The organism is Pseudomonas sp. S8 (genome assembly GCF_050473925.1).
GTDB lineage: Bacteria > Pseudomonadota > Gammaproteobacteria > Pseudomonadales > Pseudomonadaceae > Aquipseudomonas > Aquipseudomonas parakoreensis.
On sequence record NZ_JBFDVZ010000016.1, the window covers coordinates 4,734,357 to 4,754,682 of the forward strand.

At 61.6% G+C, this 20,326-nt stretch carries 20 protein-coding genes; 8 read left to right on the forward strand and 12 right to left on the reverse strand.

Features of this window, described 5'->3' with window-relative positions; all coding sequences use genetic code 11:
* Positions 1-394: 394 nt before the first annotated feature.
* Positions 395-1,591 carry a class I SAM-dependent rRNA methyltransferase gene (locus AB1J88_RS22440; protein ID WP_041063621.1) on the reverse strand — a complete coding sequence of 399 codons (1,197 nt, stop codon included), beginning with the start codon at positions 1,589-1,591 and terminating at the stop codon, positions 395-397.
* A 268-nt stretch (positions 1,592-1,859) separates the two neighbouring features.
* Positions 1,860-2,399, reverse strand: a complete 540-nt coding sequence (locus tag AB1J88_RS22445; RefSeq protein WP_086792286.1) for a type 1 glutamine amidotransferase domain-containing protein — start codon at positions 2,397-2,399, stop codon at positions 1,860-1,862.
* Between the two features lie 228 nt (positions 2,400-2,627).
* Here AB1J88_RS22445 and AB1J88_RS22450 point away from each other — a divergent pair, with 228 nt between their 5' ends.
* From AB1J88_RS22450 to AB1J88_RS22460, 3 genes are all read left to right on the forward strand, one after another.
* Positions 2,628-3,440, forward strand: coding sequence for an HDOD domain-containing protein (locus AB1J88_RS22450; RefSeq protein WP_174377003.1), 813 nt, complete (start codon positions 2,628-2,630; stop codon positions 3,438-3,440).
* Between the two features lie 12 nt (positions 3,441-3,452).
* Positions 3,453-4,265, forward strand: coding sequence for a bifunctional DNA-formamidopyrimidine glycosylase/DNA-(apurinic or apyrimidinic site) lyase (mutM, locus tag AB1J88_RS22455; RefSeq protein ID WP_430292008.1), 813 nt, complete (start codon positions 3,453-3,455; stop codon positions 4,263-4,265).
* Positions 4,266-4,334: 69 nt separating this feature from the next.
* The gene (locus AB1J88_RS22460; RefSeq protein ID WP_041063610.1) at positions 4,335-4,658 is read left to right on the forward strand and encodes a hypothetical protein; all 324 of its coding nucleotides are present in this window, start codon (positions 4,335-4,337) and stop codon (positions 4,656-4,658) included.
* A gap of 151 nt (positions 4,659-4,809) precedes the next feature.
* On the opposite strand, the gene AB1J88_RS22465 is transcribed toward AB1J88_RS22460, so the two are convergent.
* The 5 genes from AB1J88_RS22465 to AB1J88_RS22485 all read right to left on the reverse strand — a co-directional run bounded on the left by AB1J88_RS22465 (position 4,810) and on the right by AB1J88_RS22485 (position 9,523).
* A complete protein-coding gene (locus tag AB1J88_RS22465) occupies positions 4,810-5,061 on the reverse strand; it encodes a YfhL family 4Fe-4S dicluster ferredoxin (RefSeq protein ID WP_003195146.1) in 252 nt (83 codons plus the stop codon).
* Positions 5,062-5,207: 146 nt separating this feature from the next.
* Positions 5,208-5,687 (reverse strand): pantetheine-phosphate adenylyltransferase, encoded by a 480-nt coding sequence (gene coaD / locus AB1J88_RS22470; RefSeq protein WP_003229157.1) that lies wholly within the window; start codon positions 5,685-5,687, stop codon positions 5,208-5,210.
* 115 nt (positions 5,688-5,802) lie between these two features.
* Entirely contained in the window at positions 5,803-7,398 is a 1,596-nt protein-coding gene (locus AB1J88_RS22475; protein WP_430292009.1) for a GMC family oxidoreductase N-terminal domain-containing protein, read from the reverse strand.
* Between the two features lie 120 nt (positions 7,399-7,518).
* Positions 7,519-8,064 carry a twin-arginine translocation pathway signal protein gene (locus tag AB1J88_RS22480; RefSeq protein WP_430292010.1) on the reverse strand — a complete coding sequence of 182 codons (546 nt, stop codon included), beginning with the start codon at positions 8,062-8,064 and terminating at the stop codon, positions 7,519-7,521.
* A gap of 28 nt (positions 8,065-8,092) precedes the next feature.
* A complete protein-coding gene (locus tag AB1J88_RS22485; protein WP_430292011.1) occupies positions 8,093-9,523 on the reverse strand; it encodes a coniferyl aldehyde dehydrogenase in 1,431 nt (476 codons plus the stop codon).
* A gap of 145 nt (positions 9,524-9,668) precedes the next feature.
* Between AB1J88_RS22485 and AB1J88_RS22490 the strand changes: the two genes are divergently transcribed.
* Together AB1J88_RS22490 and AB1J88_RS22495 are read left to right on the forward strand one after the other, a co-directional pair.
* Entirely contained in the window at positions 9,669-10,340 is a 672-nt protein-coding gene (locus AB1J88_RS22490) for a TetR/AcrR family transcriptional regulator (RefSeq protein WP_007964152.1), read from the forward strand.
* Between the two features lie 31 nt (positions 10,341-10,371).
* A complete protein-coding gene (locus tag AB1J88_RS22495; RefSeq protein WP_430292012.1) occupies positions 10,372-11,226 on the forward strand; it encodes a sulfurtransferase in 855 nt (284 codons plus the stop codon).
* 78 nt (positions 11,227-11,304) lie between these two features.
* On the opposite strand, the gene AB1J88_RS22500 is transcribed toward AB1J88_RS22495, so the two are convergent.
* The 5 genes from AB1J88_RS22500 to AB1J88_RS22520 form a co-directional block, all read right to left on the reverse strand.
* Positions 11,305-12,156, reverse strand: coding sequence for an AraC family transcriptional regulator (locus tag AB1J88_RS22500; RefSeq protein WP_174377000.1), 852 nt, complete (start codon positions 12,154-12,156; stop codon positions 11,305-11,307).
* Positions 12,132-13,130 (reverse strand): hydrolase, encoded by a 999-nt coding sequence (locus AB1J88_RS22505; RefSeq protein WP_430292013.1) that lies wholly within the window; start codon positions 13,128-13,130, stop codon positions 12,132-12,134. The genes AB1J88_RS22500 and AB1J88_RS22505 overlap by 25 nt, the downstream gene beginning before the upstream one ends.
* A gap of 112 nt (positions 13,131-13,242) precedes the next feature.
* Positions 13,243-13,848 carry a 16S rRNA (guanine(966)-N(2))-methyltransferase RsmD gene (rsmD, locus tag AB1J88_RS22510; RefSeq protein WP_041063575.1) on the reverse strand — a complete coding sequence of 202 codons (606 nt, stop codon included), beginning with the start codon at positions 13,846-13,848 and terminating at the stop codon, positions 13,243-13,245.
* Positions 13,848-15,335, reverse strand: coding sequence for a M16 family metallopeptidase (locus AB1J88_RS22515; protein ID WP_430292014.1), 1,488 nt, complete (start codon positions 15,333-15,335; stop codon positions 13,848-13,850). The genes rsmD and AB1J88_RS22515 overlap by 1 nt, the downstream gene beginning before the upstream one ends.
* Entirely contained in the window at positions 15,328-16,683 is a 1,356-nt protein-coding gene (locus AB1J88_RS22520; RefSeq protein WP_430292015.1) for a M16 family metallopeptidase, read from the reverse strand. The genes AB1J88_RS22515 and AB1J88_RS22520 overlap by 8 nt, the downstream gene beginning before the upstream one ends.
* A gap of 344 nt (positions 16,684-17,027) precedes the next feature.
* Here AB1J88_RS22520 and ftsY point away from each other — a divergent pair, with 344 nt between their 5' ends.
* The 3 genes from ftsY to ftsX are packed head-to-tail and all read left to right on the forward strand — an operon-like array spanning position 17,028 to position 20,220.
* Entirely contained in the window at positions 17,028-18,530 is a 1,503-nt protein-coding gene (gene ftsY, locus AB1J88_RS22525; RefSeq protein ID WP_430292016.1) for a signal recognition particle-docking protein FtsY, read from the forward strand.
* Positions 18,527-19,198: a cell division ATP-binding protein FtsE gene (ftsE, locus tag AB1J88_RS22530; RefSeq protein ID WP_003229148.1), complete on the forward strand. Its 672-nt coding sequence runs from the start codon at positions 18,527-18,529 to the stop codon at positions 19,196-19,198. Before ftsY ends, ftsE begins: the two co-directional genes overlap by 4 nt.
* Positions 19,195-20,220 carry a permease-like cell division protein FtsX gene (gene ftsX / locus AB1J88_RS22535; protein WP_007964135.1) on the forward strand — a complete coding sequence of 342 codons (1,026 nt, stop codon included), beginning with the start codon at positions 19,195-19,197 and terminating at the stop codon, positions 20,218-20,220. Before ftsE ends, ftsX begins: the two co-directional genes overlap by 4 nt.
* Positions 20,221-20,326 lie beyond the last annotated feature (106 nt).

Sequence of the window (20,326 nt, forward strand, 5' to 3'; positions counted from 1 at the left end):
GCCGGCACTCCCCAGCGTTCCGGTTTACTTAGCGGGCTTTAGGCGCAACCAGAAAAGCCAGGTTTGCGATTTTGTTGGTTTCCAGAGTAATTGCTTTCATAAGTATGAACTCCTTGTTCATTGAGAGTGAATGTCACCGTCGTGGTGACAACTTAATAATAGGTTGTAATGAATTATTGGCAAGCGATACTTGGGTAGGAAATTTCTATTAATTTTGTCGGAGTGGATGTGCTGCAAGGTCAAGTTTGTAAGTATTAGTTCTTGAAATTCAACGCGCAGGGAAATGTCCTGCGTACATGTAGGAAGTTAGTTGTAGGAAAAGGAAAGGAATTCGACGATATTGCATCGCCGTAAAGCAACGGGAAGCCCGCAGGCTCCCCGTTTCATGAGCCTATCAGCTGTTCGGCAGCAGACGGCAGGTGATGCTCTTGATGTAGCGAGTCTCGGCGATTGCCGGGTGTACCGGATGGTCCGGGCCTTGACCGCCGCGTTCGAGCAACTGGATGTTGCGGTCCAGGTGACGGGCGCTGGTCAGCAGGATGTTCTGCAGGTCGTCTTCCGGCAGGTGCATGGAGCATGAAGCGCTGACCAGAATGCCGTCCTTGGTCAGCAGGCGCATGGCTTGCTCGTTCAGGCGACGGTAGGCGCCTTCGCCGTTCTTCATGTCTTTCTTGCGCTTGATGAACGCAGGCGGATCGGCAACGATCACGTCGAAACGTTCTTCGCTGGCCTTGAGTTCCTTCAGCGCTTCAAAGACATCGCCTTCGATGCAGGTCATCTTGTCGGCGAAGCCGTTCAGCGCGGCGTTACGCTCGACGCCGTCGAGGGCAAAGCCCGATGCATCGACGCAGAACACTTCACTGGCGCCGAACGCAGCAGCCTGCACGCCCCAGCCACCGATGTAGCTATAGAGGTCGAGGACGCGTTTGCCTTTGGCGTAAGGGGCGAGGCGGGCGCGGTTCATGCGGTGGTCGTAGAACCAGCCGGTTTTCTGGCCGCCAATGACCGGCGCTTCGAATTTCACACCGTTCTCTTCCAGGGCTACCCACTCCGGCACCAGGCCGAACACGGTTTCGACGTAGCGGTTGAGGCCTTCGGCATCACGGGCGGCGGAATCGTTTTTGAACAGGATGCCGCTCGGCTTGAGCACTTGGGTCAGTGCAGCGATCACAGCATCTTTATGCGCTTCCATGGTCGCCGAGGCGATCTGCACGACGAGGATGTCGCCGAAACGGTCGACTACCAGACCTGGCAGCAGATCGGAGTCGCCGTAGACCAGGCGGTAGAACGGCTTGTCGAACAGACGCTCGCGCAGTGACAGGGCCACGTTCAGGCGGTGCACCAGCAGCGACTTGTCCAGCGGCAACTTGATGTCGCGCGACAGCAGACGCGCGCAGATCAGGTTGTTCGGGCTCATGGCGACGATGCCCAGCGGCTTGCCGCCAGCGGCTTCGAGGATCGCCTGATCGCCGGCCTTGAAGCCGTGCAGTGGCGTGGCGGCCACATCGATTTCGTTGCTGTAGACCCACAAGTGGCCGTTGCGCAGGCGACGGTCGGCGTTGGCTTTAAGGCGCAGGCTAGGCAGGGACATGACGTCGCTCCGGAAAAAAGAGCGGGAGTATAGCGTGTTGCTCGGCCTGATTGGCTGGTGAGTGGACATGTGGCAAGGGCAATCAGTGATGAAGGAGTTTACTGTGGCGAGGGGATTTATCCCCGATCGGCTGCATAGCAGCCGCAAACCCCGAACGCAGTTGTCTGACTGACCGCGTGAATCGATTTGGGACAGCTGCGCTGTCCATCGGGGATAAATCCCCTCGCCACATAAATCCCCTCACCACATGAATTCAGTAGCCCACGGATCAGGCTGACAGCGCGTCGATCAGCTCCTTGTTGAACGCCGGAATATCATCCGGCTGCCGGCTGCTGATCAGATGACCGTCCTTGACCACTTCCTTGTCGACCCAGTTGGCCCCGGCATTCACCAGGTCATCCTTGAGTGTCTTGAAACTGGTCATGGTTTTGCCGTTGACCAACCCGGCGGAAATCAGCAACCAGCCGCCATGGCAGATCACCGCAATCGGTTTGCCGGCGGAGGCCCCGGTTTTCACCAGATGCTGGGCGTCCTGGTCGATGCGGATGGTGTCGGAGTTCTGTACGCCGCCCGGCAGGACGATCGCGTCGTACTGCTCGCTGCTGGCACCTTGAAAGGTCTGGTCGACCTTGAACTCATCCGCCGGTTTGTCGTGGTGCCAGCCTTTGACCTTGCCGGCCTCGGCGGAAAGGATGTCGACCTGGGCGCCGGCCTGCTCGAGTGCCTGCTTGGGGCCGGTCAACTCGACCTGTTCGAAACCGTCTGTTACCAAAATGGCAACGCGTTTGCCGGTGAGGGAGGTAGTCATCGATAAGCTCCTGAGTCTGCGGGAAATTACCGCCGAGCCGGTGCTTGATTGTCCGGTCGGCCTTACAGAGTCCGAAGCCTGAGCGCGAATGAAAGTTCCTGACAATTGCCCACTGGTGTGTCGTCGTGCGGTTTTTAGAGGTTAGAATCGCCGCCTGTCCCAGAGTGTGTACTTATGTCCCAAGAGCTGACCACCGAACAGATTCAACAATCCCTGCAAGGCATCAGTGTGCCGGCGCAGCCGCAGATCATGGTGGATCTGCAAATGGAGCAGTACATGCCCGACCCGGACCTGGAGGTGATCGCCAAGCTGATCTCTCAGGATCCCGGCCTGTCCGGTTCGCTGCTGAAAATCGTCAATTCGCCGTATTACGGCCTGAGCAACAAGATCACCTCGATCCAGCGTGCGGTGAACCTGTTGGGCAGCCGTTCGATCATCAACCTGATCAACGCGCAGTCGATCAAGGGCGAGATGAACGACGACACCATCGTCACCCTCAACCGTTTCTGGGATACCGCCCAGGACGTGGCGATGACGTGCCTGACCCTGGCCAAGCGCATCGGCACCCAGGCCGGCGATGAAGCCTACGCCTTGGGCCTGTTCCACGATTGCGGCGTGCCGTTGATGCTGCAGCGCTTCCCCAACTACATGTCGGTACTGGAAAAGGCTTACGCCAACGCCAGCGCCGAATGCCGGGTGGTGGACACCGAGAACAGCGAGTTCAACACCAACCACGCGGTGGTGGGCTATTACACCGCCAAGTCGTGGCGCCTGCCGGAACATGTCAGCACGGCGATCGCCAATCACCACAATGCGCTGGCGATCTTCAGCGACGAATCCTCGCGCAACAGCCAGATGAAGAATCTGCTGGCGATCCTGAAGATGGCCGAACACATCTGTGCGTCGTATCGGGTGCTGGGCAATCAGACCGAGGACCACGAGTGGAACAGCATCGGTGCGCTGATTCTCGATTACGTGGGCCTGTCGGACTACGATTTCGAAACCCTCAAACAGACCATCCGCGACCTCGGCGCGCATTGATTCGAGGACGCCATGCCTGAACTGCCGGAAGTCGAAACCACCCGCCGGGGCATTGCTCCGCACCTGGAAGGCCAGCGCGTCAGCCGGGTGATCGTGCGGGATCGCCGGCTGCGCTGGCCGATCCCCGAAGACCTCGATGTGCGCCTGTCCGGACAGCGCATCGTGCTGGTCGAGCGGCGGGCCAAGTATTTGCTGATCAACGCCGAAGTCGGCACGCTGATCAGCCACTTGGGCATGTCCGGTAACTTGCGGCTGGTTGAGGCCGGGATGCCGGCGGCCAAGCATGAGCATGTCGATATCGAGCTGGAATCCGGGCTGGCCCTGCGCTACACCGATCCGCGCCGCTTCGGTGCGATGCTGTGGAGTACCGATCCGCTCAATCACGAACTGCTGATTCGCCTCGGGCCGGAGCCATTGACCGATCTGTTCGACGGCGAGCGCCTGTTCCAGTTGTCACGCGGGCGTTCGATGGCGGTCAAGCCGTTCATCATGGACAACGCGGTGGTGGTCGGCGTCGGCAACATTTACGCGACCGAAGCGCTGTTCGCCGCCGGGATCGATCCGCGCCGCGAAGCCAAAAGCATTTCCCGGGCGCGTTACCTGAAGCTGGCGATCGAGATCAAACGCATCCTCGCTGCGGCCATCGAGCGCGGCGGCACCACGTTGCGTGATTTCATTGGCGGCGACGGGCAACCGGGGTACTTCCAGCAGGAGCTCTTCGTTTATGGTCGTGGCGGTGAGCACTGCAAGGTCTGCGGCACCGGTCTGCGGGAAGTGAAGCTGGGGCAACGGGCCAGTGTGTTCTGTCCGCGCTGTCAGACCTGAGGCAAAAAGCTGAAAAAGTCCTACGGTCTATAGTGAGTGGTCTCACTGTTCAGCCCGAAGGATCGTGCCATGAAGTCCTTGCAAGCCCTGTTTGTCACACTGCTGCTGTGTTCCAGCCTGGCCGTTCAGGCCACGGAAAACGGCAGCGGTGATCCGCGCTACGCCATTCAGAACCCTCCCGCCTACGCCATGATCGGCGATTTGCTGATTGCCCGACCTTTATTGGTGGTGGCAACGGTGCTGGGTGCGGGGGTGTTTGTGGTGTCATTGCCGTTTACCGCGCTGGGTGGCGGGGTAGGCGATGCGGGACAGGCGCTGGTGGTGGATCCGGCGAAAGCTGCTTTTGTGCGGTGTCTGGGGTGTACGGGGGAGGGGTTTGAGCAGCGTGAGTGAGCTGATCCGAGATCAGCGGTGTCATTGATGGCCTCATCGCGGGCAAGCCCGCTCCCACAAGGATTTCGGTGTTCACACGATTTGTGTATCACCACACAACCCTGTGGGAGCGGGCTTGCCCGCGATGGCGTCGGAACAGGCGCTGAAGGACTCAGGCCTTGCCGGTGATCTTGCGGTACTTTTCCATCAACTGTTCTTCAGTCTCCGGATGCGCCTCGTCCAGTGGAATGCAATCCACCGGGCAGACCTGCTGGCACTGCGGTTCGTCGTAATGGCCGACGCACTGGGTGCACAGGTTCGGGTCGATCACATAGATCTCTTCGCCTTGAGAAATGGCGGCGTTCGGGCACTCGGGTTCGCAGACGTCGCAGTTGATGCAATCGTCGGTGATGATCAGGGACATGCTAACTCCAGCCGGGGCGGCAGGCCCGGGCGCAATAAATCAATGCGCGCAATTGTGCCGCATTGGCGAGAACAGTGCACGCGGCTGCGATCAAGTGCACGAGACTGCAATCTTTAAAAGCAAAAGATCGCAGCCTTCGGCAGCTCCTACTTTTTGAAGCGTAGGGTCAGGGCATCGGCCACGGCCGGGTGCACGAACTTGCTGATATCGCCGCCCAGCGCGGCGATTTCCCGCACCAGCGTCGAGGAAATGAACGAATAACGCTCGGACGGGGTGAGAAACAGGCTCTCGACGTCCGGGGCCAACTGGCGGTTCATGTTGGCCAGCTGGAATTCGTATTCGAAGTCCGACACCGCACGCAGACCGCGCAGGAACACATTGGCGTTCTGCTCTTTGGCGAAATGCGCCAGCAGCGTCGAGAAGCCGACCACTTCGACGTTGGGCAGGTGTTTGGTGACCTCGCGAGCCAGCTCAACCCGTTGTTCCAGCGGGAACAGCGGATTTTTCTTCGGGCTGGCGGCGACCGCAATGATCACGTGATCGAACAGGCGCGAGGCGCGTTCGACCAGATCGCCATGCCCTTTGGTAATAGGGTCGAAGGTACCTGGGTACAACACTCGGTTCATCGCGTCGTCCTGGCGGGAGTCCGTTGGGGAGTCGGATGGTATCGCAGCCGTCCCGGTCGGCCAAGTCGCCTGTTGGGTAAGAAAGCACTATAGACGACGCGATAAACCGTTTTTTTCACGGATTTCTCAGCCGATCGGCGAGGGATGTCGCCAGTTGTGCGGTCAGTCCATACACCGACAATTGCGGGTTGGCGCCAATGCTGGTGGGGAACAGCGAGCCGTCGTGAACCGAAAGATTGCTCAGTTGATGATGCCGGCCAAGGCTGTCGGTGACTGCGTTTTTCGGGTCTTCACCCATTGCGCAACCGCCCATCACGTGGGCACTGCCCAGCCGCGTGCGATAGAGCTCAAGGCTCAGACCGTCGATCAATTTGCGCGCCTCGGCCAGGGTGTTCACGTAGCGCGCATCGGCGTGCATCGGCATTACCGCTTTCGCGCCGCCGGCGAACTGGATCTCGGCCATGCTGTGAAACGCGCGACGCAAGCCCTCCCAGGCGTAAGACGAGACTTGATAGTCGAGCACTGGCGAGCCATCACCGCGCAGTTCGACACTGCCGCCGGGGCTGTCCGGGTGGAAACCGTCGCGCAGCAGCGCCAGCATCGCGTGCGTGCGCGGCAGATCAGCCATGTGTTCGGCGTTCTGCGTACCGAAACCGCCGAGCAGCGTTGCCGCCAGTGCCGGTTGCAGCGGTGGCACTTCGAGTTTGTAGCCCATCGGCCCGCTGGTGCCGTCTTTCCACTGGAAATGATCCGAGTAGATCGACTGCGGCGCGCCGTAGAACGGATTGATCACCTCGTCGAAGCGCCCCGCAGACATGTTAACCAGATGCAAAAAGGTGCGTTTGCCGAGGCGCTGATGCGGGTCCGGCGCGTCTGAACGCAAGAGCAGGGCCGGGCTGTTGATGCCGCCGCCCGCCAGCACGTAATGCCGGGCTTTGACCGTGATTTTGCGTCCGGTCGGCGCGACGCAGCGCTCGTCCATCGCCACGCATTGCAGGCCGGTGATTTTGTCGCCGCTGATCAACAGTTTTTCCGCGCGGGCCAGGTACAGCAGCTCGCCGCCCTTTTCCAGGGTCGCCGGAATGGTGGTGACCATCATCGACTGCTTGGCATTGGTCGGGCAGCCCATGCCGCAATAGCCAAGGTTCCAGCAGCCACGCACGTTGCGCGGGATCACGTGCCAGCTGTAGCCGAGTTGCTCGCAGCCCTTGCGGATCACGTCGTTGTTGGCATTGGGCGGGACCCTCCATGGCGCGACGCCGAGGCGCTGTTCCATTTTCTCGAACCACGGCGCCATCTCGGCCGGGCTGTGGCCTTTGACGTTGTGTTCCCTGGCCCAGTGTTCGAGGGTCGGCTCGGGCGTGCGGAAGCTCGACGTCCAGTTGATCAGCGTGGTGCCGCCCACCGCACGACCCTGCAGAATGGTGATCGCGCCGTCCTTGCTCATGCGGCCGATGCCTTCCTGATAGAGGCTGCTGTAGGCCTGGTCTTCAAGCATTTTGAAGTCGGAACTGGTCTTGAGCGGGCCTTCTTCGATCAGCAGCACTTTGTAACCGGCGGCGCTGAGGATTTCCGCCGTGGTGCCGCCTCCGGCACCGCTGCCGATGATGGCCACGTCGGTTTGCAGCGTCAGGTCGTCGGTCAGTTGTGCGCCGTTGTAGGTTTTCCAGCCACGGGCAAGGCCTTCGCGGAACGGGTCGGGTACGGGCATGGATCAGGTTCTCTTGTTTTTGTTGTTCTGGCGGGCCTCTTCGCGAGCAAGCCCGCTCCCACAGGGGAATCGCATTGCAAATGTGGGAGCGAGCCTGCTCGCGAAGGGCGCGACTCGATTTCAGACCGTGGGCGGGCCGGGGTAGCCGCAATGGCCCCAGGACTCGGCGCGGGTGTACCAGGCCATCATCACCATTTGCTGCAATGAGCTATGGCCCATGCGCAGCAGGCTCAATGAACTGTTCTGCCATCGTTCAAGGAAGTGACGCATCGCCTCGGGGCTGGCGTTTTCCCAACTGCCCCAGATCCCGGTGAGCGGCCCGCGGGTGACGGCCATGCCGAGCACGTCGAACAGTTGTCGGGTGAGTTTGAGCATCTCCGGCGACAGGTGATCGAGGCTGAAGTCCAGCGACTTCAGAGTGCCATCCACCGCACCGGGCATTTTCTCGGTGTCCACGGCGCCTTCGAGCATGATCGGAATCAAGGCGCGCAGAAACAGCAGGTCGCCGTCGCGCAAAGTGACGAAGCCATTGGCCGCGACACTCGATGAGCAACCACTGAGGCTGGCGCCAAGGCCGGCGGTGGCGAGGAACGCAGTGGCACCGAGGCTGAATTTCAGCAGGCCACGGCGCGACAGGGCAGGTGTTTCGGTCAGGCTTGGGTGCATTGTTGTTATTACCCGGCGGTGACGACGATTAGCGGATGAACAGCTTCTGGATCAGTTTCTGGATCGATTTGCCGTACGGCGGATAGATCAACTTCGCGGCGTTGAAGCGCTGTTTGATCAGTACGCCCTTGGCCTTGCTGAAAGTCAGGAAGCCTTCGTGGCCGTGATAGTGGCCCATGCCCGACGGGCCGATGCCGCCGAATGGCATGTCGTCCTGCGCCACGTGCAACAAGGTGTCGTTCAGGCACACGCCGCCGGAGTGGGTTTCGTGCAGCACGCGGTTCTGTTCGCGTTTGTCGTAGCCGAAGTAGTAAAGCGCCAGAGGACGCGGGCGCTGATTGATGTAGGCAAACGCCTGATCGAGATCCTGATACGGCACGATCGGCAGCAGCGGGCCGAAGATTTCGTCCTGCATCACGGTCATCTCGTCGGTGACGTTCAGCAGCAGGCTGTGCGGCATGCGCCGGCCCTGGCCTTGTTCGAACAGCGGAATCAGCAGCGCGCCCTTGCTGGTGGCGTCGCTGACATAACTGTTGAGCCGGGCCAGTTGGCGCTCGTTGATGATCGCGGTGTAGTCCGGGTTGTCGGCGAGGGTCGGATAGAAATTGTTGACCACCTGGCGATAGGCTTCGACGAACGCGCCGACACGGTCTTGCGGCACCAGCACATAATCGGGCGCGACGCAGGTCTGGCCGGCGTTGAGGGTTTTACCGAAGGCGATGCGTTCGGCGGCGTCCTTGAGCGGTACGTCGCCGGAGACAATGGCCGGGGACTTGCCGCCCAGTTCGAGTGTTACCGGGGTCAGGTTTTCCGCCGCCGCGCGCATCACATGCTTGCCGATGCTGGTGGCGCCGGTGAACAGCAAGTGATCAAAGCGCAGACGGGAGAACGCCACGCCGATGTCGGCCTCGCCGAGCACCACGCAGACCAGGTCTTCGGGGAAAATTCGTCCCAGCAGGGTTTTGAGCAGTTGGCCGGTGGCCGGGGTCGATTCGCTGAGTTTGAGCATCACCCGGTTGCCCGCCGCGAGTGCGCCGACCAGTGGACCGATGGCCAGATACAGCGGGTAGTTCCACGGGACGATGATGCCGACCACGCCGAGCGGCTGGTACACGACTTTCGCTGACGCCGGCTGAAAGGCTATGCCGACTTTGCGTCGCGACGACTTCATCCAGCCCTTGAGGTGGCGGCTGGCGTAATGGATACCGTGCAGGCTGGGCATCAGCTCGGCAAGCAGGGTTTCATCGGCGCTGCGATGACTGAAATCTGCGCTGATGGCGTCGATCAAGGCCTGGCGCTCATTGCTGAGCATCTCGCGCAACGCTTTGAGCCATTGCTGACGCTGGGCCGCCGGTGGCATCGGGTTGGCTGTGTAGGCGGCGCGCTGTGCCGCGAACAGCCGATCCAGCTCTTCTAGGGGCTGTTGCAGCGTTTGCAGATAAGCAATGTCGGCAGTCATCGTCGGCTCCGGATTTATTGTAGTGAGGACTTTTTAGAGTCTATGCTCTAGAAAGTCAAATGACTTCCCGACACAGCTTTGTTTTATCCAATTCCGGTTAGGTCGTAAGATGCCCCTCACCGCACTCTGAATTAAAGCTCAAGCCATGGCCCCACGAATAAAAACCAGCGAGCGCATCGTGCAGAACAGCCTCGAACTGTTCAATCAGCAGGGCGAGCGCAGCATCAGCACCAATCACATTGCCGCGCACATGGAGATTTCTCCGGGCAATCTGTACTACCACTTCCCCAACAAGCAGGCGATCATCGCCGTGCTGTTCAGTGAGTACGAAAGTTTGGTCGACAGCTTTCTGCGCCCGCCGCAGGGGCGTGCCGCTACCGTCGAAGACAAGCGCTATTACCTCAAGGAGCTGCTGTCGGCGATGTGGGGCTACCGCTTTCTGCATCGGGATCTGGAACACCTGCTCGACAGTGACCCGGATCTGGCCGCGCGCTACCGGCGTTTTTCCCAGCGCTGCGTGATCCAGGGCATGGCGATCTACGAGGGCTTTGTCGCCGCGGGCATTCTCAAGATGGACCGGGTGCAGATCGAATCCCTGACGATCAATGCCTGGATCATCCTCACCTCGTGGGTGCGCTTTCTGTGCACCACCCGGGAAAACTCCAACCACCTCAGCGAGCAGGCCATCAAGCGCGGCGTGTATCAGGTGTTGGTGCTGGAAGCCGGATTCGTCACCGATCAGGCCCGCGAAGAGGTGAATGCCTTGTTCGACGAGTTCTACGTACCGCTGGCCCAGGCCCTCGAGGAAGGGCGGTAACCCATTTCGAAGTCGCTCACAGGAGTCCGTCATGCCGATTGCGCAACTGCTCAGCCCGACCGCACTGGATGCCCGCAAGGAGCAGCCGGGGCTGGTGATTCTCGATTGTCGTTTTGCCCTCGAAGACCCGGACTACGGGCAGCGCAGCTATGCCGAAGGGCACATCGCCGGCGCCCGCTTCGCCGACCTTGAACGCGACCTCAGTGGCAAAGTGGTCAAAGGCGTGACCGGACGTCACCCGTTGCCCGAGCCGGCGGCGTTGATCGAGCGTCTGCAGGCCTGGGGCATCAATGCCGACAGCGACGTGGTTTTGTACGACGACGGCCCCGGTGCCTATGCGGCCCGGGCCTGGTGGTTGCTGGCGTGGCTGGGCAAGCGCGATGGCGTGTTCATTCTCGACGGCGGCCTCAAGGCTTGGCACGCGGCGGGGTTGCCGCTGAGCCTGGATGCGCCGTCGGTCAGCCGGGGCAACTTCAGTGGTCAGCCAGACATGAAACTGCTGCTGAGCGCCGAGCAATTGCACAAGCGCCTTACGCAGCCGTCGCTGACATTGCTCGATGCCCGGGCCTTGCCGCGCTTCAAGGGTGAGGTGGAACCGATCGACCCGATTGCCGGGCACATTCCCGGGGCGCAATGCGCGGCGTTTACCGAGAACCTCGGCAGCGACGGGCGGTTCCTGCCAGCGGAGCAGCTCAAGCAGCGTTTTGCGGCGAAACTCGGCGAGCGTTCGCCGACGGACCTGGTCGCTTATTGCGGTTCCGGGGTGACGGCGTGTCACAACCTGTTTGCGTTGTGCCTGGCGGGGTATCCGCTGGGTTCGTTGTATGCCGGGTCGTGGAGTGAATGGATCAACGAGCCTGCTCGGGGCATTGCCACAGGCGATTAAAATCAAAAGATCGCAGCCTTCGGCAGCTCCTACATTGGAATGCATTTCCCTGTAGGAGCTGCCGCAGGCTGCGATCTTTTAGCGCTCCACGCGGGCACTGCGATACGCCGCCGGCCCCACGCCATACACCTGCTTGAACTGCCGGCTCAGATGACTCTGGTCGGCAAAACCCAACTGCATGGCGACTTCCACCGGCAGGCAACCACTCTGCAATAAACCCCGGGCCGTGGCGATGCGCTGCTGCATCAGCCAGGTGTGCGGCGGCATGCCGGTGGCGCGGCGGAAGACACGGGCGAAGTGGAAGGGCGACAGATTCACAGCGGCCGCCAGTTCTTCCAGCGATGGCGGCGCCGCCAGTTGCGCGTGCAGCAGCTCCTTGGCCATCACCACCGCGCGATGTTCCTTGCCCGGGCTGCCGTTGATCTGCACCGCCGCATGTCGCTGCAACAACAGCATCATCATTTCGCGCCACACCGTCTGCTGTTGCAGTGCGGTGGCGGGGCTTTCCAGCAAACGGTGCAACTGACAGAAGCCGTTGACCAGATCCGGGTCGCGGTACAGCGTCGCGCCAAACGCCGGCATCGGCGCGCAGGGCAGTTCCAGTTCTTCGAGCAAGGACACGATCTGTCCGGTATCGGGATAAAACGCCCGGTACAGCCAGCCATCCTCAGTGCCCTTGTGCCCGGTGTGCAATTCGTCCGGATTGATCAGCACCAGCGTGCCGCTGCCGGCCAGGTGTTCGGCGCCGCGATAGCGATAACGCTGGGCGCCGGCCATGATCATGCCGATCACATAACCGTCGTGGACGTGCGGGGCGAAGCGATGCTCGATGTAGCGAGCCGACAGCAACTCGACCCCGGCCAGCGGCGCGGTTTGCCAGAAGCGGATCGACTCGCCCTGATCGCTCACGACGTCACACGGGCCAGCCATTGCGGAATGCGCCGTTCCAGGTAATAGCCGGGCTGGCGCAACGTGCCATCGACAAAGCCGACGTGCCCGCCCTTGGCTTGCAATTCGAACTGGGTGCTGGTGGACAGCTCCTCGGCAGTCGGCAAACTGTGCGGAAACACGAACGGGTCGTCAGCCGCCTGAATGATCAGGGTTGGGGTGCGGATTTCACCGAGAAAGTAACGACTCGACGCCCGTCGATAGTAATCCTCGGCATCGGTGAAACCGTGCAGCGGCGCGGTGACCCGGCCGTCGAAGTCCCAGAAGGTGCGCATGTTCTCCAGCGAACCGAGCGCCGCCAGGGCTGCCAGGCCATCCTCACGCCCGTCATGCTGGAACTGGCGCTGCTTGTTCTTGATGTAGGCGACCATCTCGCGCATGAAGTGCGCTTGATAGACCTTGGAGAAACCCTGGCCAATGCGGTCGGCACACTGATCAAGCCGAAACGGCACCGACACGGCCACCGCACCGAGCACGCCGCTGTCGCTGCCGGTCTCGCCCAGATGCTTGAGCAACACATTGCCACCCAACGAATAACCAACCGCATACAGCGGCGCCAGCGGGCGCTTGGCGCGCAGGTGTCTGATGGCTTCGGCGAGGTCTTCGCTGGCACCGGAATGGTAACTGCGCGGCAGCAGGTTGGGCTCGCCGGAACAGCCGCGCCAGTTCAGCGCGACACTGGCCCAGCCTTGGGCGGCGAGCGCGGCCTGGATCCCGGCGACGTAAGGTGAATTTGAAGAACCGGTCAGCCCATGCAGCACCAGCACCAACGGGGCCTCGGCGCTGTGCGGACCATGCCAGTCGAGGTCGAGGAAGTCGCCGTCATCCAGCCACAGGCGTTCACGCTCGCGATCAAGGTGGACGGTTTTGCGCCACAGCGGCCCCCACAAGGTTTGCAGGTGCGGATTACCGAGGCCGAGGGCGGGGGTGAAGCGTTCAGTTTCCAGAGGACACACACCTTTTGTGGCGAGGGAGCTTGCTCCCGCTGGGGCGCGAAGCGGCCCTTTTGGGGACCGCTGCGCAGTCCAGCGGGAGCAAGCTCCCTCGCCACAGGGTTGTTCAATATTTTCAGTTAACGGCCATACGTTGCCACAACGCGTAGTACACCCGCCCGGATTTCTGCTCGCGGTGCAGGCGCCAGTTGCCCGGCAGGCCCAGCGTCGAAGGCGCGGTCTCGCTTTCAGTGTAGATCCACGAATCCGGCGCCAGCCATTGGCGTTCTTCCAGCAAGGTGCAGACCGCTGGCAACAGGTTCTGGTTGAACGGCGGATCGAGAAATACCAGATCGAACGGCGTGGCGACCTGGGTCTCCAGATAACGCAGCGCGTCGGCGGTCTGCACCTGGCCGTTGGTGCAGCGCAGGGTGCCGAGGTGTTCCTTCAGGCTCGACACGGCAACGTGGCTGGCATCCAGCGCCTGGCCCATGGCCGCGCCACGCGACAGTGCTTCAAGAAACAGCGCGCCGCTGCCGGCGAACGGGTCCAGCACTTTGGCCCCGGCCACATACGGCGCGAGCCAGTTGAACAGGGTTTCGCGCACGCGGTCCGGCGTCGGGCGCAGCCCCGGCGCATCGGGGAAGCTCAGTTTACGGCTGCGCCATTCGCCGCCGATGATGCGCAGCTGGTTCACACCGTTGTGAACGTTCTGCGCAGGTTTTTTAGGACGAGTAGCCATTAATGCTCCGGAACCCCGAGCGGTTGCTCGGCAGGTTTATCAGATGGGGCCGGTAACGGCTTTTGCGGCACGGTCGGGCCAGCGCTGACGATGACCAGTTTGTCCGTGCTCAGGTGTTTGTTCATCGCGTCTTTGACCTGCTCGACAGTCAGGCTCTGGGACTGACGCATGAAGTCATCCAGATAGCTCAACGGCAGATTATAGAAGCCCATGGCGCCCAGTTGGCCGACGATATCGGCGTTGCTTGCGGTGGACAGCGGGAAGCTGCCGGCCAGCTCGCGCTTGGCGTCGTCGAGTTCTTTCTGGGTCGGGCCGGTCTTCAGATAATCGGCGAGCACGTCCTGCACCAGTTTCAGCGTGCCTTCGCTCATTTCCGCGCGGGTCTGCAGGTTGATCATGAACGGGCCGCGAGCCTGCATCGGGCTGAACCCGGAATACACGCCGTAGGTCAGGCCGCGCTTCTCGCGCACTTCGCTCATCAGCCGGGTGCCGAAACCGCCGCCACCGAGGATCTGGTTGCCCATCGACAGCGCCGCGTAATCCGGATCGTCACGGTCGATACCCAGTTGCGCGAGCAACAGGTTGGTTTGCTTGGACGGGAACTCGATGTGATTGACGCTGGCCTTCGGTTCCTGCGGCTGGGCGATTTTCGACAATGCCGGGCCTTTCGGCAGGGCGCCGGAGACCTGATTGGCAATCGCCTCGGCTTCGGCGCGCGACAGGTCACCGACCAGCGCGATCACCACGTTGCCCGCCGCGTAGGCCTTGGCGTGGAACTCACGCAGTTGCGCCAGAGTGATCTTCGGCACGCTCTGCGGGTTGCCGTCGCTGGAATGCGCGTAAGGGTGGTCGCCGTACAAACGTTTCATCAGCTCAAGGCTGGCGAGTTTGCCGGGGTTCTGTTTCTGGTACTCGAAACCGGCGAGCATCTGATTCTTGATGCGCGCGAAGGAGTCGGCCGGGAACGTCGGTTTGCCTACCACTTCGGAGAACAGCTTGAGCGCCGGCTCGCGCTGGTCGGCGGCACTCAGGCTGCGCAGCGAAGCCAGCGCCATGTCCTTGTAGGCGCCGTTGCCGAAATCCGCACCGAGGCCTTCGAAGCCTTGGGCGATGGCGCCGACGTCCTTGCCGGCCACGCCTTCGTTGAGCATGGCATTGGTCAGGACTGCCAGGCCCGGTGCATTGCCGTCCTGACTGCTGCCGGCGGCGAAGATCAGGCGCATATCGAACATCGGCAGCTCATGGGCTTCGACGAACAGCACCTTGGCGCCTTCGGCGGTGTTCCAGGTTTGCACGTCGAGCTTGCGGCTGGCCGGGGCCTTGCCGTCGAGTTCGGCCAGCGATTGCAGCTTCTGGCTGGTCTTGGCGTTGTCCAGCGCTTCGCTGGCGTCGGGTTTGACTCCGGGCATCAGATAGAACGCGGCAGAGCCGATCACGGCGATGGCGATCAAACCGAGCAGCAGGCGTGGGGATTTGCGCTCACTCATGAGTCGTCTCCAGTGGCAGGACATGGGCGACGCTGAGACGTTCGCGGGTGAAATACAGCTTGGCGGCGTTCTGGATGTCTTGCGGGGTTACGCTTTCCAGATCGGCAAGTTCGGTGTCCATCAACTTCCACGACAGCCCGACCGTTTCCAGTTGGCCGATGGCGGTGGCCTGACTGGTGATCGAATCGCGTTCGAACACCAGGCCGGCAATAACCTGTGCCCGCACGCGTTCCAGCTCTTCGGCGGACGGTGCGGTGGTTTTCAGTTGTTCCAGCAGTTTCCACAGACCGGCTTCAGCTTGCGCCATGGTCTTGTTCTTCTGCGTGTTCGGCGTCGCCGACAGGGTGAACAGGCTGTCGCCACGGGTGTAGGCGTCGTAGCTCGACGAACCGCCGGAAACCAGCTCTTCGCCGCGCTCCAGTTGCGTCGGGATGCGCCCGCTGTAGCCGCCGTCGAGCAGCGCCGAGATCAGGCGCAGGGCGTTGACCGAGCGCTTGTCTTCAGCAGTGGCAATGCTTGGCACGTTGAAGCCGAGCATCAGGCTAGGCAGTTGGGTCTGCACATGCAGGGTGATCTGGCGCTCACCCGGCTCGGCCAGTTCCAGCGGTTTCTTCGCTGGCGGTACGTCGCGCTTGGCAATCGGCCCGAAGTAGCGCTGGGCGAGGGTCTTCACTTCATCGGGGGTGACGTCGCCGACCACCACCAGCGTGGCATTGTTCGGCACATACCAGGATTGATACCAGTGACGCAGCTCCTCAACCTTCATTCGGTCAAGATCCGCCATCCAGCCGATGGTCGGCGTGTGGTAGCCGCTGGCCGGGTAAGCCATCGCCTTGTAGCGCTCGTAGGCTTTGGACATCGGCTTGTCATCGGTGCGCAGGCGGCGCTCTTCCTTGATGACTTCGATTTCCTTGGCGAATTCGTCAGCCGGCAGGCGCAGATTGGCCATGCGGTCGGCTTCCAGTTCGAACGCTACGCCCAGACGGTCGCGGGCCAGCACCTGGTAATAGGCGGTGAAGTCGTCACTGGTGAAGGCGTTTTCTTCGGCGCCCAGGTCACGCAGGATCAGCGAGGCTTCGCCGGGGCCGACTTTCTCGCTGCCCTTGAACATCATGTGCTCGAGCGCGTGGGACAGACCGGTCTGGCCCGGGGTTTCGTAGCTGGAGCCGACCTTGTACCAGACCTGCGATACCACGACTGGCGCGCGATGGTCTTCGCGCACGACGATCTTCAGGCCGTTGTCGAGGGTGAATTCGTGGGTCGGTTGCGGGTCGGCCGCCAGGGCCGAAAGGGGCAAGCAGACTGTGCTGAGCAGCAGGCCTGCAGCGCGGCGGGCTAGAGCATTCATTTGTTTTTTAACCTGTTGGGCTGCCCGCTTGGTCTTAGCGTCGGCGGGCGAGAGGGTGCTAGGATACTGATCCGTTTTACCGGCGACCACGCCTATCAGGTTTTCAGGCCTGATCCGGTTGTATAGGTTGGCGGCAGAAAGCTGCGGTTTATCGACTAGACTTCGCTTTTTCGCCGATTTTTCCGGTTTAGTCCTTCGTTAATACGAATCTTTGGGGTGCCGCTGGCGCCTCGACAAAATGTTGCGCGTGAACAAGCTGGATGAAACACAGTCTGTTCTGCATCGAATATTTATTTGCCGGGGCGCCCTTATGGCGCGTCGCTACCGTGAGATAGCCGTCCTCCATGTTTGGTTCCAACGACGACAAGAAGACCCCAGCTGCGGCTGGCGAGAAGAAAAGCCTGTTCGGATGGCTGCGTAAGAAACCGCAGGAACCCGTCGTCGAACAGCCGCCCGCGATTCCTGAACCGGCTCCGACGCCAGCGCCTGCTATAGAAGAAGAGCCGGCGCCGATCGTGCTGCCGATTGCCGAGCCGGTGCTGCAACCGGTCGAGCCCGAGCCAGAACCTGAAACCCCGGTGGCGGCCGAGCTGTCACTGACGCCGGCGGTCGAGCCGTGGCTGACCTTGCCGGTGGCGGAAGAGCCGGTGGCGTTGGTCGAAGAGGCCGCGCCGCATGTGACGCCGCCGATTCCGGCGCCTGCCGCGTTCGTCCCTGAAGTCGCTCCGGCGCCAGTGGTTGAGCCGGTTGTCGAGCCTGCGCAGGTTGTTCCCGAACCCGTGGCCCCGGTGTTCGTCGCCCCTGTTGCGCCGGTCGTTCAGCAGCCTGCACCTGCACCGGTCGTCGCTGCTCCGGTGGTGCCGGTAGAAGTCGTCGCTGAAACGCCAGTGGAAGCCCCGCGCAGCGAAGAAACCAAAGTCGGCTTTTTCGCCCGCCTCAAGCAAGGCCTGTCGAAAACCAGCGCCAGCATCGGCGAGGGCATGGCCAGCCTGTTTCTCGGCCGTAAAACCATTGATGACGATTTGCTCGATGAGCTGGAAACGCGTCTGCTGACCGCCGACGTCGGTGTCGAAGCCACTACGCAGATCATCCAGCGCTTGACTCAGAAGGTCGCCCGCAAGGAGCTGGCCGATGCCGACGCGCTGTACAAGTCGCTGCAGGCCGAGCTGGCGGCGATGCTGAAACCGGTCGAACAGCCGCTGAAAATCGCCTCGCAGACCAAGCCGTTCGTGATTCTGGTGGTTGGCGTCAACGGCGCCGGCAAGACCACCACCATCGGCAAGCTGGCGAAGAAGCTGCAGCTGGAAGGTAAGAAAGTCATGCTCGCCGCCGGTGACACCTTCCGCGCCGCTGCCGTTGAGCAGTTGCAGGTCTGGGGTGAGCGCAACAAGATCCCGGTGATCGCCCAGCACACTGGCGCGGACTCGGCTTCAGTGATCTTCGACGCCGTGCAGGCCGCCAAGGCCCGTGGCATTGACGTGCTGATCGCCGACACCGCCGGTCGTCTGCATACCAAAGACAACCTGATGGAAGAACTGAAGAAAGTTCGCCGGGTGATCGGCAAGCTCGACGCCGACGCGCCGCACGAAGTGTTGCTGGTGCTCGACGCCGGCACCGGTCAGAACGCCATCAACCAGGCCAAGCAATTCAACCAGACCGTCGAACTGACCGGCCTGGCGCTGACCAAGCTCGACGGCACCGCCAAGGGCGGGGTGATTTTCGCCCTGGCCAAGCAGTTTGGCCTGCCGATCCGCTACATCGGCGTCGGTGAAGGCATCGACGATCTGCGTACCTTTGAAGCCGAACCCTTTGTCCAGGCACTGTTTGCCGAGCGGGAGCGTTCATGATTCGTTTCGAACAGGTCGGTAAACGCTACCCGAACGGTCACGTCGGCTTGCATGAGCTGAGCTTTCGAGTCCGTCGTGGCGAGTTTCTGTTTGTCACCGGTCACTCCGGTGCTGGTAAATCCACGCTGTTGCGCCTGTTGCTGGCGATGGAGCGTCCGACCAGCGGCAAACTGCTGCTGGCCGGGCAGGACCTGAGCACCATCAGTAACGCGCAGATTCCGTTCCTGCGCCGGCAGATCGGCGTGGTGTTCCAGAATCACCAGTTGCTGTTCGATCGCACGGTGTTCAACAACGTCGCGCTGCCGCTGCAGATTCTCGGGTTGTCCAAGGCCGAGATCGCCAAGCGCGTCGATTCGGCGCTGGAGCGCGTGGCGCTGTCGGATAAAACCGATCTGTACCCCGGCGACCTGTCCACTGGTCAACAGCAGCGCGTCGGTATCGCCCGCGCCATCGTCCACCGTCCGGCGCTGCTGCTGGCGGACGAACCGACCGGTAACCTCGACCCGCGCCTGGCGGCCGAGATCATGGGCGTCTTCGAAGACATCAACCGGCTGGGCACCAGCGTGCTGATCGCCAGTCACGACCTGGCCCTGATTGCGCGCATGCGGCACCGCATGCTGACCTTGCAACGCGGCCGACTGATCGGCGACGGGGAGGCCGGCGTATGAGTGCGACACGCAGTCCGAAGGTTTCCGAGCGCGTGGCCCCGAAGGCCGCCGACCCGCAACCGCCGAAGAAGAAAAAACACGACGATGACGATGGCCCGGACTTCTCCACGCTGTTGCGTTCGTGGATTGAAAGTCACCGCGCCAGCCTGCTCGACAGCCTGCGTCGCCTTGGCAAGCAGCCGATCGGCAGCTTCTTCACCTGCATGGTGATGGCCGTGGCGCTGAGCTTGCCGATGGGCCTGTCGCTGCTGATCAACAACGTCGAGCGTCTCGGCGGTTCGTGGCAGCGGGCGGCGCAGATTTCGTTGTACCTGCAACTGGATGCCACGCCCGCGCAGGGCGAGTCGTTGCGCGAGCAGATCAAAGGCATGCCCGGCGTCGCTGATGCCGAATATGTCGGTCGTGATCAGGCGCTGGAAGAGTTTCAGCAGCAGTCCGGTCTGGGCGAAGCCCTGCGCGAGCTGCCGGAGAACCCGCTGCCGGGCGTGGTGCTGGTGACCCCGAACGAGGTCGACAAGCCGACTCTGGAAGCATTAAGACAAAAACTTTCCGAGCTGCCGAAGGTACAACAGGCGCAACTTGATCTAGTCTGGGTCGAGCGTCTGGCCGCCATCCTCAAGCTCGGTGACCGTTTTGTCTTCGGTCTGACGGTGCTTTTGGTGTCTGCATTACTTTTGGTGATAGGCAATACCATTCGTCTTCATATTGAAAACCGCCGCACAGAGATAGAAGTGATTAAACTCGTCGGCGGCACTGACAGCTATGTACGTCGCCCCTTCCTTTATATGGGCGCGTTGTATGGCTTCGGTGCGGGGGTTCTGTCCTGGGGTGTGCTGGCGTTCGGCCTGAACTGGCTGAACGACGCGGTGGTTGGACTGGCCGGCTTGTACGGCAGTGATTTCGCGCTGGCCGGAGTGCCAGTTGCCGACGGTCTGTCGCTCTTGCTTGGCGCGGTGCTGTTGGGTTATATCGGTGCATGGATTGCAGTCGCACGTCATCTCAGGGAGCTGGCGCCGAAGTAGAATCTTTTTTGCGCGTGATTGACCTTGCGGTTTTTTTGGGAACTTGCACTTGAATTCCCGGTCAATTTTTCGCAGTGCCGAGAGGCACGAGTATGTAAGTGGGAGG